General features: G+C 67.2%; 23 protein-coding genes and 1 pseudogene. 10 read left to right on the plus strand and 14 right to left on the minus strand.

Features of this window, described 5'->3' with window-relative positions; genetic code table 11:
* The 4 genes from QXZ94_RS32110 to QXZ94_RS32125 are packed head-to-tail and all read left to right on the plus strand — an operon-like array spanning position 1 to position 4446.
* Positions 1–867 carry an ABC transporter permease gene (locus QXZ94_RS32110; RefSeq protein WP_409998779.1) on the plus strand — a complete coding sequence of 289 codons (867 nt, stop codon included), beginning with the start codon at positions 1–3 and terminating at the stop codon, positions 865–867.
* Positions 864–1874, plus strand: coding sequence for an ABC transporter ATP-binding protein (locus QXZ94_RS32115; RefSeq protein WP_315725207.1), 1011 nt, complete (start codon positions 864–866; stop codon positions 1872–1874). Before QXZ94_RS32110 ends, QXZ94_RS32115 begins: the two co-directional genes overlap by 4 nt.
* Before the next feature lie 14 nt (positions 1875–1888).
* On the plus strand, positions 1889–2923 hold the full coding sequence (locus QXZ94_RS32120; protein ID WP_315726662.1) for an oligopeptide/dipeptide ABC transporter ATP-binding protein: 1035 nt from the start codon (positions 1889–1891) through the stop codon (positions 2921–2923).
* Between the two features lie 35 nt (positions 2924–2958).
* Positions 2959–4446: an ABC transporter substrate-binding protein gene (locus QXZ94_RS32125; RefSeq protein ID WP_315725209.1), complete on the plus strand. Its 1488-nt coding sequence runs from the start codon at positions 2959–2961 to the stop codon at positions 4444–4446.
* A gap of 284 nt (positions 4447–4730) precedes the next feature.
* Here the strand turns inward: QXZ94_RS32125 and QXZ94_RS32130 are convergent, their stop codons facing one another.
* The gene (locus QXZ94_RS32130; protein WP_009025659.1) at positions 4731–4892 is read right to left on the minus strand and encodes a hypothetical protein; all 162 of its coding nucleotides are present in this window, start codon (positions 4890–4892) and stop codon (positions 4731–4733) included.
* Positions 4893–5144: 252 nt separating this feature from the next.
* Here QXZ94_RS32130 and QXZ94_RS32135 point away from each other — a divergent pair.
* A pseudogene (locus QXZ94_RS32135) lies at positions 5145–6057 on the plus strand (NAD(P)/FAD-dependent oxidoreductase).
* A 260-nt stretch (positions 6058–6317) separates the two neighbouring features.
* On the opposite strand, the gene QXZ94_RS32140 reads toward QXZ94_RS32135, so the two are convergent.
* Genes QXZ94_RS32140 through QXZ94_RS32165 form a run of 6 tightly spaced genes read right to left on the minus strand, consistent with a single transcriptional unit; the run spans position 6318 to position 12578 of the window.
* Positions 6318–7160 (minus strand): ABC transporter permease, encoded by an 843-nt coding sequence (locus tag QXZ94_RS32140; protein WP_409998523.1) that lies wholly within the window; start codon positions 7158–7160, stop codon positions 6318–6320.
* 11 nt (positions 7161–7171) lie between these two features.
* A complete protein-coding gene (locus QXZ94_RS32145; protein WP_315725214.1) occupies positions 7172–8101 on the minus strand; it encodes an ABC transporter permease in 930 nt (309 codons plus the stop codon).
* On the minus strand, positions 8101–9093 hold the full coding sequence (locus QXZ94_RS32150) for an oligopeptide/dipeptide ABC transporter ATP-binding protein (RefSeq protein WP_315725217.1): 993 nt from the start codon (positions 9091–9093) through the stop codon (positions 8101–8103). Before QXZ94_RS32150 ends, QXZ94_RS32145 begins: the two co-directional genes overlap by 1 nt.
* Positions 9090–10064 (minus strand): ABC transporter ATP-binding protein, encoded by a 975-nt coding sequence (locus QXZ94_RS32155; RefSeq protein ID WP_315725219.1) that lies wholly within the window; start codon positions 10062–10064, stop codon positions 9090–9092. Before QXZ94_RS32155 ends, QXZ94_RS32150 begins: the two co-directional genes overlap by 4 nt.
* Positions 10065–10068: 4 nt before the next feature.
* On the minus strand, positions 10069–11706 hold the full coding sequence (locus QXZ94_RS32160) for an ABC transporter substrate-binding protein (RefSeq protein WP_315725222.1): 1638 nt from the start codon (positions 11704–11706) through the stop codon (positions 10069–10071).
* Positions 11707–11756: 50 nt separating this feature from the next.
* Positions 11757–12578, minus strand: a complete 822-nt coding sequence (locus tag QXZ94_RS32165; protein WP_315725224.1) for a sugar phosphate isomerase/epimerase family protein — start codon at positions 12576–12578, stop codon at positions 11757–11759.
* 209 nt (positions 12579–12787) lie between these two features.
* Here QXZ94_RS32165 and QXZ94_RS32170 point away from each other — a divergent pair, with 209 nt between their 5' ends.
* Positions 12788–13966, plus strand: coding sequence for a hypothetical protein (locus QXZ94_RS32170; protein ID WP_315725226.1), 1179 nt, complete (start codon positions 12788–12790; stop codon positions 13964–13966).
* Between the two features lie 45 nt (positions 13967–14011).
* On the opposite strand, the gene QXZ94_RS32175 is transcribed toward QXZ94_RS32170, so the two are convergent.
* Both QXZ94_RS32175 and QXZ94_RS32180 read right to left on the minus strand, forming a co-directional pair.
* On the minus strand, positions 14012–14656 hold the full coding sequence (locus tag QXZ94_RS32175) for a PQQ-binding-like beta-propeller repeat protein (RefSeq protein ID WP_315725228.1): 645 nt from the start codon (positions 14654–14656) through the stop codon (positions 14012–14014).
* Between the two features lie 33 nt (positions 14657–14689).
* Positions 14690–15910: a helix-turn-helix domain-containing protein gene (locus QXZ94_RS32180; protein WP_315725230.1), complete on the minus strand. Its 1221-nt coding sequence runs from the start codon at positions 15908–15910 to the stop codon at positions 14690–14692.
* An 87-nt stretch (positions 15911–15997) separates the two neighbouring features.
* On the opposite strand from QXZ94_RS32180, the gene QXZ94_RS32185 reads away from it, so the two are divergent.
* The gene (locus tag QXZ94_RS32185; protein ID WP_315725232.1) at positions 15998–16759 is read left to right on the plus strand and encodes a DUF899 domain-containing protein; all 762 of its coding nucleotides are present in this window, start codon (positions 15998–16000) and stop codon (positions 16757–16759) included.
* Between the two features lie 17 nt (positions 16760–16776).
* Complete coding sequence (locus QXZ94_RS32190) at positions 16777–17064, plus strand: hypothetical protein (protein ID WP_315725234.1); 288 nt, start codon at positions 16777–16779, stop codon at positions 17062–17064.
* 302 nt (positions 17065–17366) lie between these two features.
* Here the strand turns inward: QXZ94_RS32190 and QXZ94_RS32195 are convergent, their stop codons facing one another.
* From QXZ94_RS32195 to QXZ94_RS32215, 5 genes are all read right to left on the minus strand, one after another.
* Positions 17367–18152, minus strand: coding sequence for an ABC transporter ATP-binding protein (locus tag QXZ94_RS32195; protein ID WP_315725236.1), 786 nt, complete (start codon positions 18150–18152; stop codon positions 17367–17369).
* Positions 18149–18922, minus strand: coding sequence for an ABC transporter permease (locus QXZ94_RS32200; protein WP_315726664.1), 774 nt, complete (start codon positions 18920–18922; stop codon positions 18149–18151). The genes QXZ94_RS32195 and QXZ94_RS32200 overlap by 4 nt, the downstream gene beginning before the upstream one ends.
* A 235-nt stretch (positions 18923–19157) precedes the next feature.
* Entirely contained in the window at positions 19158–20102 is a 945-nt protein-coding gene (locus tag QXZ94_RS32205) for an ABC transporter substrate-binding protein (RefSeq protein ID WP_172114248.1), read from the minus strand.
* A 130-nt stretch (positions 20103–20232) separates the two neighbouring features.
* Positions 20233–20982, minus strand: a complete 750-nt coding sequence (hutC, locus tag QXZ94_RS32210; RefSeq protein ID WP_315725239.1) for a histidine utilization repressor — start codon at positions 20980–20982, stop codon at positions 20233–20235.
* The gene (locus QXZ94_RS32215) at positions 20979–22337 is read right to left on the minus strand and encodes a formimidoylglutamate deiminase (RefSeq protein WP_315725241.1); all 1359 of its coding nucleotides are present in this window, start codon (positions 22335–22337) and stop codon (positions 20979–20981) included. Before QXZ94_RS32215 ends, hutC begins: the two co-directional genes overlap by 4 nt.
* A gap of 88 nt (positions 22338–22425) precedes the next feature.
* On the opposite strand from QXZ94_RS32215, the gene hutI reads away from it, so the two are divergent.
* Together hutI and hutH are read left to right on the plus strand one after the other, a co-directional pair.
* The gene (gene hutI, locus QXZ94_RS32220) at positions 22426–23640 is read left to right on the plus strand and encodes an imidazolonepropionase (protein ID WP_315725243.1); all 1215 of its coding nucleotides are present in this window, start codon (positions 22426–22428) and stop codon (positions 23638–23640) included.
* On the plus strand, positions 23637–25184 hold the full coding sequence (gene hutH, locus QXZ94_RS32225) for a histidine ammonia-lyase (RefSeq protein ID WP_315725245.1): 1548 nt from the start codon (positions 23637–23639) through the stop codon (positions 25182–25184). The genes hutI and hutH overlap by 4 nt, the downstream gene beginning before the upstream one ends.
* Positions 25185–25192 lie beyond the last annotated feature (8 nt).

Genomic DNA, 25192 nt, shown 5'->3' on the forward strand with positions numbered 1-25192 from the left:
GTGATCGTGCAAGCGGGCGCTGCGGCTGCGCCGAACGCGTTCTGGCGGCGCGCGCTGCGCCATCGCAGCTTCGCCATGGGCAGTCTGCTCTGCCTACTGGTGCTCGGCGCCGCGCTGTTGTCGCTGGTGTGGACGCCGTGGTCGGCCTATGAGATCGACGTCGCATCGAAGCTGCGGCCGCCGTCGGCGGCGCATTGGCTCGGCACCGACGTGCTCGGCCGCGACATCGTCTCGCTGCTGCTGGTCGGCGCGCGCGCGACCATTCTCGTCGGCATCATCGCGGTCGGCATCGGCCTGACCTGCGGCGTCTGCCTTGGCCTGATCGCCGCCGCGCAGCGCGGCTGGACCGAGGAGGTGATCATGCGCTTCAGCGACTTCACCTTCGCCTTTCCCGCGGTGCTGTCGGCGATCATGCTGGCGGCGGTGATCGGGCCGGGCATGGTGACCTCGATCACCGCCATCGGCATCTTCCAGATCCCGGTGTTCGTGCGCGTCACCCGCGGCTCGGCCGGCGCGATCTGGGCGCGCGAGTTCATCCTGGCGGCACGCGCCGCCGGCAAGGGCCGCGTCCGCATCACCATCGAGCACGTGCTGCCGAACATCCTGTCGATCCTGATCGTGCAGGCGACGATCCAGTTCGCGCTCGCGATCCTGGCGGAAGCCGCGCTGTCCTATCTTGGCCTGGGCACGCAGCCGCCGCAGCCGTCCTGGGGGCGCATGCTGAACGACGCGCAGACCCTGCTGTTCCAGTCGCCGAGCCTTGCGGTGTATCCGGGCGCCGCGATTGCGCTGGCCGTGCTCGGCCTCAATCTGCTCGGCGACGGTCTGCGCGACCTGCTCGATCCCCGGCTGGCGAGGCAGCGATGATGGCCGGCGATGCGCCTCTGCTCGATGTCGCCGATCTCGGCATTCAGCTCACCACCAGTCGCGGCCCGGCCAAGGCGGTGCGCGAGGTCTCCTTCACGCTCCGGCGCGGCGAGACGCTCGGCATCGTCGGCGAATCCGGCTGCGGCAAGTCGATCACGGCGCTGGCGCTGCTGGGTTTGCTGCCCGACAGCGCCGTCGTCGGCGGCAGCATCAGGCTCGATGGCCGCGAGCTGGTCGGTCTTGCTGATGCCGACTATTGCAAGCTGCGCGGCAACCGTATCAGCATGATCTTCCAGGAGCCGATGACAGCGCTCAACCCGATGCACACGATCGGCCACCAGGTGGCGGAGCCGCTTTTGCGGCACACCGGCTGCTCGGCGACGGAGGCAAAGCGGCAGGCGATCGCGCTGCTCGACCGCGTCGGACTGCCCGATGCGGCCCGGCGCTACGACGCCTATCCGCATCAGTTCTCCGGCGGCCAGCGCCAGCGCGTCACCATCGCGATGGCGCTCGCCTGCAGCCCCGACGTGCTGATTGCCGACGAGCCGACCACCGCGCTCGATGTCACCATCCAGCGCCAGATCCTCGATCTCATCGCCGATCTCGTCGCCGAGCGCGGCATGGCGATGATCCTGATCTCGCACGATCTCGGCGTCATTGCCGAGAACGTCCAGCGCATGATCGTGATGTATGGCGGCACGGTGGTGGAGAGCGGCACGACCGATGCCGTGTTCTCGCGTATGGGGCATCCCTACACCCAGGGCCTGTTCCGGGCGCGGCCGCGGCTCGGCGCCCGCAGGGGCACGCGGCTCGCGACCATCGCGGGCACCGTGCCGGAACTCGCCGATCTGCCGGCCGGCTGTCCGTTCGCCGATCGCTGCACGCTGGTCGTCGATGCCTGCCGCGTGGCGCTGCCGTCGCTGAGCGAGATCGGCGCCGGGCACGGCGTCCGCTGCATCCGCACCGATGCCGCTCTCGCGCGTGACCCGGCAGGAGTGATCGCTTGAGCACCGCGGCGCAGATGTCGGCGGCGACGCCGCTGCTCGAGGTCAGGGATCTCGTGCAGCGCTACACGATGCCGCGCGAGAGTCTGCTGCGGTCGCCCGGCGAGGTGCTCGCGCTGAACGGCGTGTCGCTGTCGTTGATGGCGGGCCAGAGCCTCGGCATCGTCGGCGAGTCCGGCTCCGGCAAGTCGACCTTGGCGCGGCTGATCATGGCGCTGGAGACGCCGTCATCGGGATCGGTGCTGATGGCCGGACGCGATCTCCATCGTCTTTCGGCGGATGAGTTGCGCCGCGCCCGCCGCGACTTCCAGATGGTGTTCCAGGACCCGTATGGGTCGCTCGATCCGCGCCAGACCGTCGCCCGCATCGTCGCGGAGCCGCTGACAGCCCTGGAAAAGCCGGACCGCGAAACCTTGCGCGCGAGGGTCGCCAGCGTGCTGTGTCAGGTCGGGTTGCGCGACGCCGACATCGACAAATATCCGCACGAATTCTCCGGCGGCCAGCGCCAGCGCATCGCGATCGCGCGCGCGCTGATCACCCAGCCGAAACTGATCGTCGCAGACGAGCCGGTCAGCGCGCTCGACGTCTCGGTCCAGGCGCAGGTGCTCAACCTGATGCAGGATCTGCAGGAGCAGTTCGGCCTCAGCTACGTGCTGATCAGCCACGATCTCGCCGTCGTCGACTATCTCTGCGACGAGGTGGCCGTGATGTATCTCGGCCGCATCGTCGAGCGGGGGCGGCCGGAGGATCTGTTCGGGCAATGCGCGCATCCGTATACGCGCGCGCTGCTGGATGCGGTGCCCCGGGCGCAGGCGGGCGCGGTCAGGCGCCGACGCGAGAGCGTCGCGATTGCCTCGCAGTCCTTCGGCTCGGCGGGATGCGCCTATGCGCCGCGCTGTCCGCTCGCCGATGCGCATTGCCGGGAGCTCGCTCCCGCCCTGCGGGCGCTCACGGCACATCATTCTGCGGCCTGCCACAAGGCGGAGAGCGTGATGGCGCTGCCTCCGCTCGTTTCAGAACCGCACCAGCCCCTTGTCTCGAAGCCGCTTTGACGCGTATTTTGTTCCGCCCCGGGAGAAACAAAACAATGTTGAAAAGACTAACGATCATCGCTTTGGCCGCGCTCGTCGCGGCGGTTGCGCCCGCCTCGGCGCAGAGCAAGAAGGACAGCGTCGTCGTCGGCATGACGCTGGAGCCGCCGGGGCTGGATCCGACCAGCGCCGCCGCGGCGGCGATCGCCGAGGTCACGCTCTACAACGTCTACGAGACGCTGACCAAGATCAACGAGGACGGCTCGGTGTCACCGCTGCTGGCCTCGAGCTGGAAAGCGTCCTCCGACCTCAAGAGCTACACGTTCAAGCTCGTCAAGGGCGTGAAATTCCAGAACGGCGAGGCGTTCGATTCCGCCGCGGTGAAGTTTTCCTTCGAGCGCGCCGGCGCCGCCAACAGCACCAACAAGGACAAGGCGCTGTTCCAGGCGATGGAGCAGGTGGCGGCCCCCGATGCCGAGACGATCGAGATCAAGCTGAAACATTCCGAGCCCAATCTGCCGTTCCTGCTCGGACAGGCCACCGCATCGATCGTCGAGCCGAAGAGCGCGCCGACCAATGCGACGCAGCCGGTTGGCACTGGTCCCTATTCGCTGGGCGCCTGGGCCAAGGGCTCCTCGCTGACCCTGAACAAATGGCCCGACTATCGCAACGCTGCGGCCGTCAAGCTGTCCAAGGTCACCATCCGCTTCATCTCCGATCCGGCGGCGCAGGTCGCGGCCTTGCTGTCCGGCGACGTCGATGCGTTTCCCCGCGGCACCTCGGCCCGCACGCTCGCGCAGTTCAAGGCGGACCCGCGCTTCACGGTGCTGATCGGCGGCTCCAAAGCGAAGACCATCGTCACCATCAACAACAAGAAGAAGCCGCTCGACGACGTCCGCGTCCGCCGCGCCATCCTCGCCGCGATCGACCGCAAGGCGATGATCGAGGGCGCCGTCGACGGGCTGGGCACGCCGATCGGCAGCTTCTACGTGCCGGGCTCGCTCGGCTATGTCGACACCACCGACATCAATCCCTACGACCCGGAGAAGGCCAAGAAGCTGCTCGCCGAGGCCGGCGTGACCACGCCGCTGCAACTCTCGCTGCGGCTGCCCCCACCGGCCTATGCGCGGCAGGGCGGCGAGGTGCTTGCGGCGCAACTGGCCAAGGTCGGCATCGTCGCCAAGATCGAGAACCTCGAATGGGCGGCGTGGCTGTCGCAGGTCTTCAACGGCCCGCACGATTTCGACCTGACGATCGTCTCGCACGTCGAGCCGTTCGATCTCGTGAAGTTCACCGAGAAGAACTACTATTTCGGCTATCAGTCGGAGGCCTTCGACAAGCTCTATCAGTCGATCGTCGACACGCCTGACGAGGCCGGGCGCGCCAAGCTGCTCGGCGACGCGCAGCGCATGCTGGCGACCGATGCCGCGGCTGGCTTCCTGTTCCAGCCGCAATGGATCACGATCATCAACAAGAAGCTCAAGGGCGTCTGGAAGGACGTGCCTCAGTTCGAGAACGATTTTGCGAGCTGGAGTTGGGAGTGATCGGCGCTGCGCGTCCAATGGGGTCCGCACTGACCCTGCCCAATACAGCGCCCTCTCCCCTTGTGGGAGAGGGCAGCGCCGGCCTGTTCCCGAACGCGGTTGGGTGAGGGGTTTCTCTCCAAAAATGCGCTCGTTGTGAGAGACCCCTCACCCAACCGAGTTTGCCGAGCGGTCCTACATGCCCTCTCCCACAAGGGGAGAGGGCGCAATAACTAACACCGGCGTATCAGCGCGTTTCGAAGGCGTGCATCGATGTGATGCATGCTCCGGTTTAAATCATTCAGTTAATTCGGCCATTCGATCGGCGTGAAGCGCAATTGCCGGCGCCGCATCTCGGCCTGGAGCTCCTGGGCATATTGCTTGGCGCGCTCGCCAATCAGTCGATAGGGACCGCCGATCCGGCTATCGGCGGCGACCTGCTTGCGGACGCTTTCGTAGTACGCCATCAAGCTCTCGTCAGTCGAATTCACAAATCGCATCCACGCGCCCTCGCAGAAAATCCCCCTCGCTGCCAAGTTTGCACGGCTTTTCCGCCGCGGCAGCGACGTAAGTTAACGCCGGATCGCCATAAACGGTTCCATCTGCGTTCCGGGCTCGTGCGAGTTCCCGTAGCGGATCGACGCTCTGCAGGAACCCTTCCTGCTCGAAACCTTTTGCCGCGGGGACCCACGTCGGATCTGACAAACACGAGTGCGGCGATGCAGGCGGAGATTCTCATTGTCGGCGGGGGGGCCGGCCGGGTTGATGGCCGCGATCTATCTGGCACGGTTCCGGCGTCGTGCCGTCGTGGTGGATAGCGGCGCATCGCGCGCAGCGTTGATCCCGCGGAGTCATAACCTGCCGGGGTTCCCGAACGGCCTTCCTGGAGGCGAGCTGCTGAAACGGATGCAGCAGCAGGTGGAGCAGCTCGACGTGCCCATCATCAGGGGCACGGTCGACGTCATCGAGAAGCGCGACGGCGGCATCATCGCTGCGCATGAACGGGGAACAATCACGGCGCAGCGGGTGATCCTCGCGACCGGGATCGTCGACAGGCAGACGCCGCTGGCGGACTGGACCGCAGCCGTCCGTGCGGGCGAGCTGCGCTATTGCCCGGTCTGCGACGGGTTCGAAACGATCGGCCGCAAGATTGCGATCGTCGGCGAAATCGGCCACGCTGCCGGCAAGGCGCTGTTCATGCGCGTCTATAGTTCCGATGTCGCCTTGATCCCGGTCGGCGACGCGCGTGACGACGCCAAGAGACGAGAGCTGGCCGCAGCCGGCGTGCGCGTGACGCCGCCGCTTCATGCGCTGCAGCGCCGCGGCGGTGCGATCGAAGCGTCGTTCGTCGACGGCGGCAGCGAACGGTTCGAGATCGTCTACCCTGCAATGGGCGCCGATGTTCGCTCGGAACTCGCGATCGCGCTCGGCGCGCGTCACACCGCCGACGGGTTTCTGAAGGTCGATGCCAAGCAGCGCTGCGGTGTGGACGCGCTTTACGGGATCGGAGACGTCGTCACCGACCTGCACCAGATTGCGGTCGCGTTCGGTCACGCTGCGGTGGCTGCCTGTCACGCGCATCATTCATTGCCGATGCGCTATGCGGACGCGTCCGACGCCGGGCGGCGTTGATCACAACCTCAGGGCGCGTTATCCTGTGTTAGTGCCGGGGGCGTTGATCTGTCGGACGTTGGCGCATGGACAGGAAATCGGCATGTTTGGCGGCAGCGTCCAGCTGTCGCGAGGAAGCTGAGCGCGATCCGGCGCGCCGCCATCTCTGGCTGCAGGAAGCCTCGAAATGGGCCGCGCTCGCGTGCGAGCAGACCGGGCATACGCTGATCGTGTGCGAGCACGGCGCTCCTGCAAGCGACGATGTCCGCCACTGAAGGGCGCTATTGCAGCGTCGGATCCAGCCTGTCACGCAGCCAGTCGCCGATCACGGACACCGCGAGCGTCGTTACCACGATGGTGATCGCCGGCGCCAGCATGATCCACGGCGCGCGCGTGAGGTATTCGCGGCCATAGCCGACCATGTTGCCGAGGCTGGTCATCGGCGGCTGCACGCCGAGGCCGAGGAAGGAGAGGCCGGACTCCAGCAGGATGACCTCGGGAAACACCAGAGTCATCGATACGATCAGGGTCGAGGCGATGTTCGGCAGGATGTGCTTCAGATAGACGCGCCGCGGCGTCGCGCCGAGCTGGCGCACCGCGGCGGCATAGCCCTGCGCATTGGCCGAGATGGCGAGGCCCCGCGCGATGCGCGCATAGCGCTCCCAGCCGAATAGTCCCATCAGCCCGATCAACAGCGGCAGCGAGTTGCCGAAGAACGCGAGCACGGCGAGCGCCAGGATCAGGAACGGCATGCTGGCCTGGAAGTCGGCCAGCATCAGCACCGCCTGCTCGACCAGGCCGCGGAAATGCGCGGCGAGGAAGCCGAGCGTGGTGCCGGCGATTGCGGAGATCGCCGTCGCGCCGAACGCGATCAGCAGCGAGATCCGGATCGAGACGATCAGGCGCGACAGCACGTCGCGGCCGAGCTCGTCGGTGCCGAGCCAATGCGCCGGATTGCCCGGGAGGGACAGGCGATTGCGCAGGTCGAATTTGGTGAAGCCGTAGGGCGCCAGCTGATCGGCGAACGCCGCAAGCACGAGCATCGCTGCGATCCAGCCCGCGGCGATCACGACGGAGACGGGAACGTTCGGCCAGCGCAGCCGCCGCGCGGCCGGTGCCTTCATTGCGACGTCGGTCATGCCGCGGCCCCCTTGCTGCGCAGCCGCGGATCGAGCAGGCCGTAGAGAAAATCGACGATCAGGTTCGAGGTCACCATCGTCATTGCCACCAGCAGCAGGATGCATTGCACGACGGCGAGGTCGCGATTGGCGACGGCGACGACCAGCAGCCGGCCGACGCCGGGCCACGAGAACACGCTCTCGACCACGACGGCGCCGGCAATCAGGCTGCCGACCATGAAGCCGAGGATGGTGACCGTCGGGATGGCGGCGTTCGGCAGCGCGTGATCCGTGATGACACGGCGCCACGGCACGCCCTTGGCGGAGGCGGTGCGGATATAGGGCTGGCCCAGGATCTCCAGCATCGCGCTGCGCGTGAAGCGGGCGAGCACGGCGGCGCCGCCGAAGCCAAGGGTCACGATCGGCAGGATGGCATGGCGCCATGAATCCTGTCCGCCCGAGGGCAGCCAGCCGAGCTGGACTGCGAAGATCAGCACCAGCAGCAGCGCCAGCACGAAGCTCGGCACGGTGAAGCCGGCGACAGCGGTGATCATCACCGCGCGGTCGATCGCGGAGCCGCGATGCAGCGCTGCATAGATGCCGGCGGGAATGCCGAGCAGCACCTTCATCAGGAAGGCCGGGATGGTCAGCGCCAAGGTCGCCGGGATGCGCTCGATCACGAGCTGGATGGCCGGGCGGCCGTCGCGCATCGAGCGGCCGAGCTCGCCCTGGCCGATCGCCTTGAAGTAGTCGAGATACTGCACCCAGATCGGATGATCGAGGCCCCAGGCCTTGCGGAATGCGGCGATCACCTCGGGCGGCGCTTCCGGCCCCATGATCATCAGCGCCGGATCGCCCGACATCCGGAGCACGATGAAGGCGAAGGTGACGACGAGCGCGATCGTCAGCAACGCGCGCGACAGGCGGACGGCGAAATAGCGCAGCATCAGGCGGCATCCTGGGTCTTCGGCTGCGCGCCGGTCACGAGATGGCATGCCACCTGCCGCTGGTCGTCGAGCGCAGCGAGCTCGGGCACCTCGGCTGCGCAGCGGGCGGTTGCATGGCGGCAGCGCGGGTGGAAGGCGCAGCCGGAAGGGCGCGCGGCCGGATTGGGCGGATCGCCCGTCAGCACGATGCGGTTCGTGCTGCGGCGGCCGGGAGCCGGCGAGGCCGACACCAGCGCCTGCGTGTAAGGATGCTGCGGTCGCGCGAACAGGTCGTCCGCATCGCCATACTCGACGATCCGGCCGAGATACATCACCGCGACCTTGCGGCTGATCTGCCTGACGACGCGCAGATCGTGGCTGATGAACAGCATGGTCAGTCCGAGCCGCGCCTGCAGATCGATCAGCAGGTTGACGACCTGGGCCTGGATCGAGACGTCGAGCGCGGAGACCGGCTCGTCGCAGACGAGGAAGTCCGGCCTGGTCGCCAGCGCGCGCGCCAGCACGATGCGCTGGCGCTGGCCGCCGGACAATGCGCCGGGATAGCGGGCGCCATGGCTGTCGTTGAGATCGACCGATTGCAGCAGCTCGTGCACGCGCGCGTCGCGCTCGGCGGCGGTGCCGATCTTGTGGATGTCGAGCGGCTCGCGGATCTGATCTGCGACGGGCAGACGGCGATCTAGCGCGCCGAGCGGGTCTTGGAAGATCATCTGCATGCGCGCGCGCTGGGCGCGCCAGGCGGACGATCCCTGCGTTGCGATCGGCGCGCCATCGAAGCGCACGCTGCCCTGGTCCGGGGACTCCAGCCCGAGCACCATTCGCCCGGTGGTGGATTTGCCGGAGCCGGATTCGCCGACGATGCCGAGCGTTTCGCCTTTGGCGATGCCGAAGCTCAAGCCATCGACGGCGCGGACGGATGCGGCACGCCCGAACAGGCCCGACCGCATCCGGTAGGTGCGCGAGATCCCGAGGACCTGGACCAGCGGGGCGGTCATTCGGCGGCGAGCCCCACCGGCACGCGCTGTGGCCGCAGGCAGGCCACCGCGCGGTCCTGCTCGAACGGCGCCAGCGGCGGCACGCCGGCATGACAGCCGTCGCCGGCGAAGCTGCAGCGCGGCGCGAAGGCGCAGCCGCTCGGCAACGCGCGCGGATCCGGCACCGTGCCGGGAATCGCCTGCAGCCGCCGGCGCGCGCCGTCGAGCGGCGGCAGCGCGCCGATCAGGCCCTGCGCGTAAGGATGCCAGGGATCATCGAACAGAGGCGTGGCGGGGGCGCGCTCGACGATGCGGCCGGCATACATCACGCAGACGCGGTCGCAGTTCTCGGCGACGACGCCGAGATCATGGCTGATCAGCACCATCGCCATGTTGAACTCGCGCCGGATGGCCGACAACAGATCGAGGATCTGCGCCTGGATGGTGGCATCGAGCGCGGTGGTCGGCTCGTCCGCGATCAGGAGGTCCGGTTGGCCAGCGAGCGCCATCGCGATCATGATGCGCTGGACCTGGCCGCCGGAGAATTCGTGCGGATAGGCCGACAGTCGCCTGGGCGCGTCGGGAATGCCGACCAGATCGAGCAGACGCAGCGCCTCGATGCGTGCCGCGTCGCCGCGCAGTCCGCGATGCAATGCGAGGCATTCACACAGCTGGCGACGGATGGTCAGCACCGGGTTGAGCGCGCTGGCGGGATCCTGGAAGATCATCGCGACGCGCCGGCCGCGCACGGAATCGAGCACCGCCCCGGACGCGCCGAGCAGCTCGCGGCCTTCGAGCTGCACCGAGCCCGCCACCTTCGCTTTCGCGGGCAACAGGCCGAGCGCCGCGAGCCAGGTCACCGACTTGCCGGATCCGGACTCGCCGACGAGGCCGACGGCCTCGCCTTTGCTGATGTCGAGATCGATGCCGTGCAGCACGTGCGTGCCGTCGAAGGTGACCTTGAGGTCGGAGATGCTGACCAGCGGCGTCACGGCATCACGCTCCGTAGTTGCCGGTGCGGAAGTCCATCGCGAAGGCCGGCGCAGCCTTCCACTTGATCGACTTCGGCTTGGCCGTGAAGGTCGCGTTCTGATGCAGCACCGTGTAGGCCGGGTCCTCGCGCTCGGCGATCTCCAGCATGCGGCCGAACGCCTTCTTGCGCGCGGCGCGATCGGTCGAGGTCTCCAGGAACTCCGACAGCTTGTTCAGCTCGGCGTTGGTCCATTCGCCGATCTGCTGCTGCTGTCCGTTCGGGCCGTGCTGGGCGACGAGCGAGGAGACCGGATCGTTGAAGGCGGCCGAGTTGGACCAGTCGCGCACCGCGCGGGTCGGGCTGCGCTCCATGATCTGCGACCAGTTCTCCTTGGTCTCGATCTGCACGTTGAGCCCGACCGCCTGCCACATCTCGACCAGCACCTGCGCGGTCGCGACCTGGTTGGTGTAGTAGTTGTTGAGCAGGCGGTAGGGGATCGGATCGCCCTTGTAGCCGGCCTGCTTCAAGAGGTCCTGCGCCAGCTTCGGATCGAACGCCGGCACGCTCCAGTCGGCGATGAACATGTCGTCGTAGAACTCCCACTGCAGGCCCTTCGGCACGCGGGTGCGGCCGGCCCACAGGCTGTCGACGATCGCCTGGCGGTCGATCGCGTGGGTGAAGGCGCGGCGCACCAGGGGATTGGCGAGCTGCGGATGGTTCTTGTCGAACACGGTCAGGCGATGGTTGAGGATGGTGCCACCCTGGACCTCGAACGCCGTGTTCTTCTCGATGCCCGCGATCTGGTCCGGCGGGATGTCGCAGGCGAACTGATACTCGCCCGACAGCAGCCCGTTGATGCGGCTCGCGACCTCCGGCACTTCCAGGAAGCGGATGCGCTTCAGCGGCGGACGGCCGCCCCAATATTCGTCGTGGGCTTCCAGGGTCAGCGATACGTCGGGCTTGAACTCGACGATCTTGTAGGGGCCGGTGGTGATCGGCTTGCGTGCCCAGTCGAGATAGCTCGCAGCCTCCTCCCAGCCGCGCCGGCTCATGATGTCGGAGCCGTAGCGCATCAGGCGGCCTTCGATGGTGACGTCCGGCGTCGCGTTGACGAAGCGCACGGTGTATTTGTCCACCGCGTCGACGCGGACGAGGTCGGGCCAGATGCGGCGGGCGACGCCGATCACGTCCGGCGGCAGCTCCTTGCCCGGGCGCGGCGCCGGAATCTTCTCGAACGCCTTGATGGTGCTGCGGCTCTTTGCCTCGCTGTCACCGAACATGCGCTCGCGGCTGAACGAGAACACGACGTCCTCGGCCGTCATCTCGTCGCCATTGTGGAACTTGACGCCCTGGCGCAGCTTCAGCTCGACGGTCTGGTCGTCGATCCGCTTCCATTCGGTGGCGAGGCCGGGGACGGCTTCGAGATTGCCGCGGAAGTTCTTGGAGATCAGGCCTTCCCACAGCGACGAGTAGAATACGCGCTCGCCGACATTGGACTGCTCGCGCAGCACGTCGAGCACGTTGGAGTTGGTCACCTTCTGCACGGCGATGGTGACGGAGGGACGGCTGTCGGCTTGCGCGATCGAGACGCGCGGCAGGATGAAGCTGCCGCCAATGGCGGCGCCGGCGCCGAGCAGGCCGCGGCGGGTGAGCTTGGTCATGGCAATCTCTCTATGGTGCGAGGTTGTCAGAAATGAATGAGGTCGTGGGCTTATTGCGCGAGGTCGAGCGAGGTGAGATACGCCGCGCCGGCCCTGACGTGATCGTGGTTGCGCAGTTCGAGGATCAGGCGCGGATTGGAGTTGAGTTTCGCCAGCGCGCGGAATACGGCGATCCAGCGGATGTTGCCTTCGCCCGGCGCCCAGTGGCGGTCGGCATAGCCGTCGGTGTCCTGCAGATGGACGTGGGTCAGCATGTCACCGGCGGCATCGACATAGTAGTCGACCGGCGGCGCGCCGGTGGAATGATGCGCGTAGTTGGCATGGCCGGTGTCGAGCGACACCCGCACCTTGCTGCTGCCGAGCGCCTTGGCGAGGCCGACGCGATCCAGCGGATTCTTGTCCTCGATGTTCTCGATCACCAGCTCGCAATTGGCCTGCTCGGCGGAGGCGATGACATCCGACAGCGTCGCGCGAACGCGCTCGATCAGTGCCTCGCGATTGTCGGGCAGCATGTCGATGTTGTTGTAGTCCCATGTCGTATAGGGCGAGTGGATCACCATCTGCGTGGCGCCGAGAAATTCCGCGACTTCCAGGCCCTGCAACAGCCGCTTGGTGACGGCGCGGCGGATCATCGGGTCGTGGCTGGCGATGGTGAAGCCCCAGAACGGGCCGTGGATGCCGAGCCGGCCGGTATGGCCCGACAGCATCGACTTGATTTCCTTGGCGGTGCTGCGCCAGTCGCTATCGAGCAGATCGGCGCGGAAGAAGTCCTGGATCTCGAGATCGCGCTGGCGCTCCAGCAGCCAGTCGGTATGGGCCGGAATCGATTTGACGGAGAGGGCGGCGCCCAGGATGGGCAGCGTGGTGGTCATGGCGAGATCCCTTGGCTTGAAGACCTCGTGAGCGCTAGCGGAGTTCGATGACGACGCCATGAAGGGCTGTGGACGGCTGCCGCGACATGTCGTGTGCCTCGGTTGTCGTCGACGCCATCCGTCGTATCCCTGAGGTCGCCGGTCGTCGCTGAGTTCTACTTGACGTAGCCGCGGGAATTGCAACAATGCGGCGAAAAAGGGGAATTGGGATGACGGTGCGGCGTGCGATGCTTGGCAGGATGTTGTCGGTTCCGATGTTGTCGATCCCGAAGTTGTTGATCTCTGTGTTCGCGATCTCTGCGCTGAGCCTGCTCCTGCAGAATGCTTCCGCGCAGGCGAAAGGACCATTCGGGACCGTCTCCGTCGCGGGCTGGTCCGGCGGCGCCTACACCGACGACAGCACCGGCAAGTTCTCGAGCTGCATCGCATCGGCGAGCTACAAGAGCGGCATCAATTTCGGCGTTCTCGCGCTGCCGACCTACCACTGGGCTCTCGCCTTCATTCATCCGACGTGGTCGCTCTCGAAGGGAGAGAAATTTCCGATCGTCCTGAGCTTCGACGGCCGCAATTCCTACAATGTCGAGGGCTCGGTCTGGTCGGCCAACATGGTCGTCGTGCCGATGCCGAACGACTCCAGGCTGATCAAGTCGTTCCGGGCGGCGCGGGCGATGTCGGCGTTCGCGCAGGGCAACCTGTTCCAGTTCGATCTGAACGGCACGTCCGTGCTGCTGCCGTCGCTCGCCAATTGCGTGCGCATGATCAATGCCGGCGGCCTGGCGGCGGCGACGAATTTCACGGTGCAGCCGGGCGCCGCCTCGGCGCAGCGCTCGGCGGTCCCGGCGGCGACGGCCCCGGCCTCGACCGCCAGCGTGCAGCCTTCGCGCGCGTCGGAGGACTCGCCCGAGCTGCAGCTGGAAGCGATGCAGATCGCCTCCAATTTCATTCTCAAGGCCGCGCTGTCGCACCCCTCGATCCTGGGCGGCGGCGAGCGGCCGGTGTGGCTGACAGCGGGTGGGGTCGCCTGGAAGGCGGACGGTGCCACGGGCTTCGTACGGATCGTGCCGCCGCAGCGCAATCTCGACGGGCTGGAGGTCGCGGCCACCATCGTCGGCAACGACGCGCGCGACTGCAAGGGCAAGTTCATCTCGGCGCGCAACAGCGAGCTGGTCGACAGTGCGGTCGTGTTCCGCGGCATGTCCTCCTGCGAGGACAGCGAGAAGTCGGATATCTCCGAGTACTTCATCTTCCCGCGCAAGGCCGGCGGCTTCGTCCTGTTCTCGGTGATCACGCCGACCAAGCCCGTCGGTGGCGGTGGCCAGCAATTGCAGACGCGCGAGGAGGCCAACGCCAACTTCCGCAAGGCCGCCTATACGTCGCTCAGCAAGTAGGCGTCGGCGCGCAGGCGCGGGCTCTCCACGGCATGAGCCTGCGCGCTAACCGCTCGCCCGCTTCGGGCGCCTGACGGCGCGCAACTTGCCGCTGCCACCGCCGCCGCAATACAGCGTGTCGCCGCCATCGGACTCCATGCCGGAGACGCCGGTGCCTGCGGGCATGTCGAGCTGATCGAGCACCTCGCCCGTCGCGGGATCGATGCGCCTGATGTCGCTGACGTCGTCCTCCCAGGTGCCGTGCCAGAGCTCGCCGTCGACCCAGGTGACGCCGGTGACGAAGCGCGTACAGGGAATGCTGCGCAGGATCTGTCCCGTCGCCGGATCGATCTGGTGGATCTTGCGATCCTGATAGGCGCCGACCCAGAGCGATCCTTCCGCCCAGGCCAACCCGGAATCGCCACCGCCTGACGGCGCAGGAATCGTCGCCAGCACGCGCCCGCTGCCGGGATCGACCTTGTGGATGCGATCCTCGGCGATCTGATAGAGGTGCCGGCCGTCGAAGGCGGTGCCGGCATGCGAGGGCATGTCGAGTGATTTGCGCACGGTGCCATCGGTGGGATCGATCGCCTTGATGCTGAGGCCGGTCGCGATCCAGACCTGCTCGCCGTCATAGCTGACGCCATTGACGCGCTCGACATCCTCGAACGGTCCGTACTCGCGGATGATCTCTGCTACTGCTCGTGTCATGCTGGTCTTCCAATCGGTTGTGACGGGAGCACGCTAGTCGAGTGAGGACCATGCCGGGAGTAACAACGCGGTCGCGAATTCGGTCACGACCGTGCACGTCCAGCGTTGCGCGCGGCCGCGCCCGAACGACTGGACCTTGCCCGACGAGGCCAGCGACTCCAGCGCGCGCTGCACCGTGCGCTGGCTTTCACCCAGCGCAACGGCGAGGCCCGAACTCGACCACGCCTCGCCGTCGGCGAGGCAGGCGAGAACCGGCGCGTTCTCGTCCTCGACCGGTGGCGCCAGCACCACGACGTCCCGATTTTCCCCGGGCCGCAGCGCAAAGCCGTCCTTGGTCGCATTGACCTCGGCCAGTCCCCGAAGCAGGTGGCGCAAGCGCCCGATCTCGACGCGCAGGCGCGCGCGGTGCGACTCGTCGGCATCCTTGCCGCGGAACGCATGCGCAATCAGCTCCGTGCGCGGCACGCCATCAGGCGACTTCTCGACCAGTCTGCGAGCCAGTGCAAACAGCACCGGTCGTCGCGCCAGCGGCACGATCTGGCTGCCCTGCCGGATCGACAGCCGGCATGCGTCGAGGATCAGCATGTCCGATCGAAACAGCGCCTCGACCTCGTCGAGCTGCAACAGATGGTCCTCGCCATCCCGGGTCAGGCGCGCAGCCGGCGCCGACAACGTCGTCGCGGCGCGCTCGATCTCGGCGTGCAGCTCAGGGCTGCGCGTGCGATGCGCCGTGCGCGACGCGCGTTCCAGGGCCGATCGCGCGGCCTTCGTCTGCAGACGGCGCAAGGCCAATCCTGCGACGATCAGCTCGTAGATCGTACGCGCCGCCGGATGCAGCGGCGAGGGATCGAGATCGGCCAGTCCGCGCTCGGCCTCGTCGAGGTGGCCGACGAGGACCATGCGCCGGATCTCGAGGCTGCGCGCGTAGGCGGCATTGGCGCGGTCGCCGTGCTGCTCCAGCGTCGTGCGTGCCTCGGCCAGCGCCTTTGTCGGCCACGACAGATCACGCGCCGCGAGCGCGATCTCGGCCTCGGCGACGGCGCAGCGGGCGCGCGCCATGGCCGCCTTGGGGCCGAAGCCTCGCGCCGCCCGCCGCAGCAGCGCCTTCGCCCTGATGACATCGCCGAGCCGCGCCATGGCGATGCCGCGCAGCGCCAGGGCGGGAGGATCATCGCGCAGCGCGACGCGGTTCAGCGCGCCGAGCGGATCACCGGCGGCAAGCGCCTGCGCTGCCGCTGAGATCAGCGAGTCCATGCAAATCCCGCCACACTTGTCACTCCCGGTGTCTCCCGCCCCGATCCTAGTCTGTCTCGCGGTCAACACGCAAAAGGGAACACGGACATGACCAAGCATCTCACCGGAACTCGCGAAGACTGGCTCAAGGCTCGGCTCGACCTGCTTGCCGCCGAGAAGGACTTCACCCGCCGCGGCGACGAGCTGGCGCAGCGGCGCCAGGCGTTGCCCTGGGTGCGCGTCGACAAGGCCTATCGTTTCGATACGGAGGACGGCCCCGTCACGCTGCCCGATCTGTTCAAGGGCCGCTCGCAACTCCTCGTCTATCACTTCATGTTCGGGCCGGACTTCCAGGCCGGGTGTCCGTCCTGCTCCATGATCGCCGACGGCTTCAACGGCTTCCAGGTTCATCTCGCCAACCACGACGTGATGCTGTGGGCGGTGTCGCGCGCGCCGCTGGCCAAGCTGAAGGCGTACAAGAGCCGCATGGGCTGGAGCTTTCCCTGGGCGTCCTCGGCCAGCAGCGACTTCAATTTCGACTTCAACGTCGCCATCACCGAGCAGCAGCAGCGCCAGGGCGGCACCGAATACAACTACCGCACCAGTCCGCCGCTCGGCGCCGGCGATGTGCCGCCGATGGTCTCTGAGATCGCCGCGGCCGCCGGCACGGATGGTGCGACGTTCATGCGCGACCGCCCCGGCATGAGCGCGTTCATCATCGAGGACGGTGTCGTCTATCACACCTATTCGGCTTACGCGCGCGGCCTCGACGGCCTGTGGGGCGCCTATCAATGGCTCGACCGCGCGCCGAAGGGTCGCAACGAGCAGGGCGTGTGGTGGCGGCGGCGCGACGAATACGCGGCGCGCTGAGAGCACGGAGTGAAGCCATGGCGTTCTTCCTGTCCAAGCGGCGAGTCATGCCGGACCTCGCCGACGCCCTGCGCCTCGCCGCGGCGCCGACCTTCGCGCTGATGGCCGTGCTGAACGCCATGGCCCGCGACGGGCGCTCAGACGTCATCTGCTCCGCCATGCCGGCGGGAGCCCCGCTCGGCGACATGACGGTGATGTATCTGCTGATGAGTGTGTTTCACCTGACGCCGTGGGTGAGACGGATGCGGCGGGGGACAACGGAGGCGCACTCGGAGAATGTTCGCGTGCAGCAGCCCGGAAGTTAGTTGGCGAGCAGCGTTGCTCGCGGAGAGAGACCCCTCACCCGAGCCAGCCGCGGATCGGCCGGCGATGCCCTCTCCCACAAGGGGCGAGGGCGCTGCATTTGGCAGCCCCGTGGCTGCGGTCGTTGCAAAGCAAAGCTCTCGGTTTGAGCCACCTCGGTGCCCGTGACTGCGCCCTCGCCCCTTGTGGGAGAGGGCATGTAGGGCAGATCGGCAAGTTCGGTAGGGTGAGGGGTCTCTCTCCGCATCCACTGCTGCAAGTGACCGCGCTCATCTGAGATGTCGCGCAGCCACCTGCGCCAGCCTCACGCCTCCGCAGCCACCTTCAGCGCCTCGGCACGGATCTCCTCCACCAGCCGCTCCTTCAGTGCGACGAATTCCGGCGAAGTCTTGATCTTGTACGACCGCGGGTGCGGCAAATCGATCTTGATATCCGCCTTGATGCGGCCGGGGCGGGCGCTCATCACCAGCACGCGGCTGCCGAGGAAGATCGCCTCCTCGATGTCATGGGTGACGAACAGCACCGTCTTCTGGTCGCGCTCCCAGATGCCGAGCAGCATCTCCTGCATCAGCACCCGGGTCTGGTTGTCGAGCGCGCCGAACGGCTCGTCGAGCAGCAGGATCTTCGGATCATTGGCGAGCGCGCGCGCGATGGCGCAGCGCTGCTGCATGCCGCCCGAGAGCTGCTTCGGCCAGTGGTTCTCGAACCCCTGCAAGCCGATCTGCTGGATGAAGCGGTCGGCGATGGCATTGCGCTTGTCCTCCGGCACCCCGCGCTCGCGCAGGCCAAAGGCGATGTTCTCGCGCACGGTCAGCCAGGGAAACAGCGTGTAGGATTGGAACACCATGCCGCGATCGGCGCCGGGGCCTTTGACCTCGCTTCCGTCGAGCAGCACCTTGCCGCTGGTCGGATGGTCGAGCCCGGCGACGATGCGCAGCAGGGTGGACTTGCCGCAGCCGGAGGGGCCGAGGATGGTGACGAAGTCGTTGTTGCCGATGGTGAGCGCGACCGGCTCCAGCGCGCGCGTCGGCGCGTGGCCCTGGCGGGCCGGGAAGGTGCGCGTGACCTGATCGATGACGAGCGTGGTCATGCGAGCTTCCATGGGAACAGCCAGGCGTTGAACGCCTTGAACAGGAAATCGGAGATCAGCCCGATCAGGCCGATGATGATGATGCCGAAGATGATCTGCCCGGTGTTGAGCAGCGCCTGGCTGTCGGTGATCATGTGGCCGATGCCGGAGGAGGAGCCGATCAACTCCGCGACGATGACGTAGGTCCAGGCCCAGCCGAGCACGAGCCGCAGGACCTCGGCGATATCAGGCGCGGCCGAGGGCAGCAGCACGCGGGCGATGATGCCGCGATCGCTGGCGCCGAGCGTATAGGCGGCCTCGACCAGGTCGCGCCTTGTGTTGCCGACGGTGACGGTGATCATCAGGATGATCTGGAACACCGAGCCGATGAAGATGATCAGCAGCTTTTGCAACTCGCCGATGCCGGCCCACAGGATCAGCAGCGGAATGAAGGCGGACGCCGGCAGGTAGCGCGCGAAGGAGACGAACGGCTCGAGGAACGCCTCGATCGGCTTGTAGGCGCCCATCAAGAGGCCGAGCGGCACGGCGATGACGGCTGCGAGCACGAACCCGCCGACGACGCGCCAGACGGTCATGCCGATGTCGTAGAGGAAGCCGAACTTGACGAGGAGGTCCCAGCCCTCGCGCAGCATGGTCAGGGGATCGGCCAGGAACGTCCTCGGCACATAGCCGCCGAACGTCGCCAGCGACCACGCGGCGACGAACACGACGAAGAAGGCGAGGCCGAGCGCTGTTCTTGATCGGGCGCTGACGGGATCGAGAGGACGGATCACGGAGGAGGCTTTCGTGGCTCGTGCGGTTCGTTCATAGAAGTTGAATTCAGAGTAGGCAGACGCAGTTTTGAGCAGGATGCATCAACACCGTCATTGCGAGGAGCCAACGGGTCCGCGCAAAGCGCGGCCCGATGACAGGCTCCTCGACGAAGCAATCCAGAGTCGCACCCTGAGCCCCTGGATTGCTTCGCTGCGCTCGCAATGACGACTCTACATCGAGCGAGTTTCTCGGCTACTTGATGAAGCTCGCATCGTACAGATCCTCGACCTTCGGGATCTGCTTGATGATGCCGACCTCGAGCAGCAGCTCAGCGGCCTCCTTGTTGAAGGTCTTGAACTCGGTCTCGAAGAACTTCTGGCTCGCGGCCTTGTCCTGCCAGCGCAGATACTTCGCCGAGTTGCCGAACTGCTCGCCGCTCTGTTTCACGTCGGCGCCCATGATCTCGTAGGCCTTGGCCTGGTCCTTGGCGATCATGTCGAGCGCCTCGTAATAGCTGTCGGCGAGCGCCTTGGCGGCCTTCGGGTTCTCGGTCAGGAATTTCGGCGTACAGCCAAACGTGTCCATCACCATCGGATAGTCCAGCGTGGTGGCGATGATCTTGCCCTTGTCGGGCGCGGCGCGCACGGTCGAGAGATACGGCTCGTAGGTCATCGCCGCGTCGTTCTGGCCGGCGACGAAAGCCTGCGCTGCCGGGCCAGGCTCCATGTTGACGACGGTGACGTCCTTCACCGTCAGCCCGTTCTTCTTCAGCATCCAGGCCAGCCCGAAATAGGGCGAGGTGCCCGGTGCGGACGCGGCGACCGTCTTGCCCTTCAGGTCCTTGATCGAGGCGATGTCGTTGCGCACGGCCATGCCGTCGGCGCCGTAGCTCTTGTCGAGCTGGAAGATCTGCTTGGTGGCGACGCCGTTGGCGTTCCAGGAGATCCAGGTCTCGACCGTGGTCGCCGCGCACTGCACGTCGCCGGCGGCGATCGCGAGGTGACGGTCCTTCTGCGGGATCTTCTTGATGGTGACGTCGAGGCCGTTCTTCTTGAAGATGCCGGCTTCCTTCGCCAGCGTCAGCGGCGCGAAGCCCGTCCAGCCGGAAATGCCGATGCCGACCTTGACGTCGTCGGCAAGAGCGGCGGTGGAGGCCAGGAGCGCGGCCGTTACTGCAAGTAGTCCAAGTTTGCGCATCGTCGTCATCCTTTGCTGTTGAAAGAAGGTGTTGGAGCGGTCCGCGGTCGCCCGCGGTGACCGCATGTCTCTGCAAGAGCTGTCCGCTGGCTTGCAAATCTCGTGCTCAGATCCAGCGCGATTGCCATGCTCATTCGCTGCCTCTGAAGCGCGCGACCAGCCGATGCTGTTCGCCGGGATAGACCAGCCTGACAGCGGTAAGTGGCTGGCCCTGGCGCCAGGTGTGGCGCTCGATGACGAGGCAGGGCGCGCCGACGGCGATGTCGAGGCCAGCTGCGATCGCATCGTCGGCAATGATGGCGCTGATCGCATGCTCCGCCTCGGTCCAGGGCACGTGATGCAGCAGCCACGAGCCTGGCGGATCGATCTTGAAATTGGCCTTCGCCGCGTCGGGAACGGCATCGAGATCGATCAGGCGGTCCTCGATCGCGAACGGCAGGCCATCGGCGCTGTGACGGCAGCGGATCGCGATCACCTTGCACGGCGTCTTGACACCGAGGCGCTCGCGATCGGCGCTGTTGGCGGTCCGGCGCGCCGACGAGATCAACTCATAACCATAGGCGCGGCCGAGCGCCCCGATCTCGGCACGGATGTCCGGGATCTTCAGCACCGCCGACAGGAATTGCGGTCGCCGCACGAACGTGCCGGCACGACGACGCCGCTCGATCAGATCGGCCTGCGCGAGTTCCGACAGCGCCTTGTTCACGGTCATGCGCGAGCAGCCATAGTGCTCCATGATCTCGTGCTCGAACGGGATGCGGTGGCCCGGCGGCCATTCGCCGGTGAGGATACGGCGCTCGATGTCCTGGCGGATCGTCTTGTAGAGCGTGCCGGCTCCCGGCTTGGTGCGGTCCTTGGCGCGATCCTCGGCGAGGCTCATGCGAGCAGCCTCCGCACGGCCCGATTGAAGCCGCGCCGGGCCGCCTCGCGCAACCGATGATGGCCGCCCTGGACGACCTTGGCGCCGCCGGCCCAGACGCAGTCGATGGCCTCGGACGAGGTCGCGAAGATCCAGCCGTCGAGCAACACATCCTGTGTCCGCCCCGCGAGCGACGGATGCGACAGATCGAGCGTGACGATATCGGCCCGGGCGCCGACCTGCAGGCCGGCGAATGATTGCGCCAGCGCCTGCGCGCCGCCGGCGAGAGCCGCATCGAACAGCGTGCGGCCCGTCGACGCCTCGGGACCTGACGTCAGCACGTTGCGCTCGCGATGTGCCAGCCGCTGGCCATATTCGAGCTGGCGCAACTCGTCGCTGACGCCGACCAGCACGTTGGAGTCGGTGCCGATGCCGATGCGGCCACGCGCGCGCAAGAACTCGCGCGCCGGGAAGATGCCGTCGCCGAGGCTGGCTTCGGTGACCGGGCAGAGGCCGGCCGCCGCGCCGCTGTTCGCGAGCGCCGCCGTTTCGTCCGCCGTCATATGCGTCGCATGGATCAGGCACCAACGGGCATCGACGGCGTGATGATCGAGCAGCCATTGCACGGGACGCCGGCCTGACCAGGCGAGGCAGTCCTCGACCTCCTTGACCTGCTCGGCGGCGTGAATGTGGACCGGGCCGCCGTCGGCGAGCGGCAGCACGGCTGTCAACTCGTCCGGCGCCACCGCCCGCAGGCTGTGCGGCGCGATGCCGAGATTGGAGCCGGGAAGCGAGCTGATTGCCTTGCGGCAGGCCGCCAGCAGCTTGGCGAACCGATCGACATCGCAGATGAAGCGCCGCTGGCCGTCATGCGGCGCCGCGCCGCCGAAGCCGCCATGCGCGTAGAAGCTCGGCAGCAGGGTCAGGCCGATGCCGGAGGACTGGGCCGCAGCGGCAATGCGCACGGCCATCTCGGCGATATCGGCGTAAGGCGTGCCGTCGCGATCGTGATGCAGATAATGGAATTCGCCGACGCGCGTGAAGCCGCGCTCCAGCATCTCGACATAGAGCAAGATCGCGACAGCCTCGACGTCCTCCGGGCGCATCGACAACGCGAAGCGATACATCGTCTCGCGCCAGGTCCAGAACGTGTCGGTGGAATGGCCGCTGGTCTCGGCAAGCCCAGCCATGCCGCGCTGGAAGGCGTGGCTGTGCAGGCTGGCGATGCCGGGGATCGCGACCTCATGCTGCTCATCGTCGGAGGTCGGAGGCACACCCGCGGAGACCTGGGTGATCGCGCCGTTGTTGATGACGACCTGCACGTCCTCGGCCCAACCTGCGGGCAGAAGCGCGGATGCGAAGTGCAGTGACGCCATGATCGATCAACCCGCTGGACAGGACGACGGAAGCGAGTTTATGTATAGACATATCGCCCGTCAAGCTTTCGTGAAGGTGGGAGGCAGCATGGCCCAGCGTTTCGACCGGATCTGGCACAATGCGCGGCTCGCAACCTTGCGCGAAGGGCAGCCGGGCCTCGGCGTGGTCGAGCAGGGCGTGGTCGCGGCGCGGGGCGGGCGCATCGCCTTTGCCGGACCGCAGTACGATTTCCCTGCGGATGCCGATGCGCCGGAGCGCATCGATTGCGGGGGACGCTGGATCACGCCGGGCCTCGTCGATTGTCACACCCATCTCGTCTATGGCGGCGACCGCGCTCATGAGTTCGAGCTGCGCCTGGCTGGTGCGAGCTACGAGGAAATCGCGCGCGCCGGCGGCGGCATCGTGTCCACCGTGGCGGCCACGCGTGCCGCCAGCGAACAGGACCTGATCGCCAGCGCGCTGCCGCGGCTCGATGCGCTGCTCGCGGAAGGCGTGACCACGATCGAGATCAAGTCCGGCTATGGCCTGGAAACCGCGACGGAGCTGCGGCAATTGTCCGCAGCCCGCGCTCTCGGCAGCAAGCGACAGGTCGGCGTGCGCACCAGCTTCCTCGGCGCTCACGCGCTGCCGGTGGAGGCGGGCGGGGACAAGGATCGCTACATTGATCTCGTCTGCAACGAGATGCTGCCGGCGGTCGCGGAATCAGGTCTCGCGGATGCGGTCGACGCTTTCATGGAAAACATTGCCTTCTCAGCGGAGCAGACCTCGCGTGTATTTGCTGCAGCCAAGGCGTTGGGGCTGAGGGTCAAGCTGCATGCCGACCAGCTCTCCAACCTCGGCGGTGCGGCGCTCGCGGCTGAGTTCGGCGCGCTGTCGGCCGATCATCTCGAACACACCGACGATGCTGGCGCTGCCGCGATGGCACGGAGCGGCACGGTCGCCGTCCTGCTGCCCGGCGCGTACTACTTCATCCGCGAGACGCAGAAGCCGCCGGTCGAGCTGTTCCGCAGACACGGCGTCAAGCTCGCGCTGGCGACGGACTGCAATCCCGGTTCATCGCCGCTGACCTCGCTGCTTCTCACGATGAACATGGCCGCGACCTTGTTCCGGATGACCGTCGATGAATGCATCGCCGGCGTCACGCGCGAAGGCGCGCGCGCCTTGGGCTTGTTGGCCGAGACCGGCACGCTCGAAGCCGGCAAATGGTGCGATCTCGCGATCTGGGACATCGGCCGCCCCGCCGAGCTGGTCTATCGCATGGGCTTCAATCCGCTGCATCAGCGTGTCTGGAGAGGGCAATGAGCACGATCATCGCCGAGCCGGGCCGCGTCAGCTTCGATGATCTCGCGCGCGTCTACACCGGCGCATCGCTCACGCTCGATCCGGCGTATTGGCCGCGCGTCGAAGCCGCTGCGGCAATCGTGGCCAAGGCGGCGCAGGGCGCCGAGCCGGTCTATGGCATCAACACCGGCTTCGGCAAGCTGGCGTCCAAGCGCATCCCGCCGGACCAGACGGCGCAGCTGCAGCGCAACCTGATTCTCTCGCATTGCTGCGGAGTCGGTCCCGCGACGCCGGAGCCCGTCGTCCGCCTGATGATCGCGCTGAAGATCATCTCGCTCGGCCGCGGCGCCTCCGGCGTGCGCCGTGAGATCATCGCGCAGTTGCAGGCGATGCTGGCGCACGGCGTCTGTCCGTTCGTGCCGCAGCAGGGCTCGGTCGGCGCGTCCGGCGACCTCGCGCCGCTCGCGCATATGACCGCGGTGATGATTGGAGAGGGGCAGGCCTTTGTCGATGGCCGGCTGGCGCCGGGCCGCGAGGCGCTGGCGCGCGCGGGTCTCAGCCCGGTCACGCTCGGGCCGAAGGAAGGGCTGGCGCTCATCAACGGCACGCAGTTCTCGACGGCCTACGCACTCGCCGGCCTGTTACGCGCGCATGATCTGCTCAACGCCGCGCTGGTGACCGGCGCGCTGTCGGTCGACGCCGCGATGGCCTCGACGGCGCCGTTCCGGCCGGAGATCCAGGCGCTGCGCGGGCATCCGGGGCAGATCGAGGCCGGCCGCGTGCTCACCGAGCTGCTCGACGGCAGCGCCATCCGCCTGTCGCATCTCGAAGGCGACGAGCGCGTGCAGGATCCGTATTGCCTGCGCTGCCAGCCGCAGGTCGCGGGCGCCGCGCTCGATCTGCTGAGCCAGGCGGCGCGCACGCTCGTCACCGAAGCCAATGCCGTCACCGACAATCCGCTGGTGCTGGTCGAGACCGGCGAGATCATCTCTGGCGGCAATTTCCACGCCGAGCCGGTGGCCTTCGCCGCGGATCAGATCGCGCTGGCGCTGTCCGAACTTGGTGCGATCAGCGAGCGTCGCATCGCGACGCTGGTCGATCCCGCGCTGAACTTCGGCCTGCCGCCGTTTCTCACCCCGGAGCCCGGCCTGAACTCCGGCTTCATGATCGCCGAGGTCACGGCCGCGGCGCTGTTCGCCGAGAACAAGCAGCGCGCGCTGCCGTGCTCGATCGACTCCACGCCCACCAGCGCCAATCAGGAAGACCACGTCTCGATGGCCGCGCACGCCGCGCGGCGACTGCACGACATGGCGGACAATCTCGCTCACATCATCGGCATCGAGCTGCTGGTCGCTGCGCAAGGCATCGAGCTGCGCGTGCCGCACGGCACCAGCGCCGCGCTCTCGGCCGTGATCGGTGCCTTGCGCCTGCACGTTCCGGCGCTGGCGAGCGACCGCTACATGGCCGACGATCTCGCCAAGGCCGCCGCGCTCGTCGCTGCCGGCGCCTTGGCCCGCGCTGCCGCCGATGCACTCGGGCGCGACCCGTTTCCTAGGCTTCGATGAGAGGGACC

The organism is Bradyrhizobium sp. SZCCHNS2022, from assembly GCF_032377575.1.
Classification (GTDB): domain Bacteria; phylum Pseudomonadota; class Alphaproteobacteria; order Rhizobiales; family Xanthobacteraceae; genus Bradyrhizobium; species Bradyrhizobium aeschynomenes.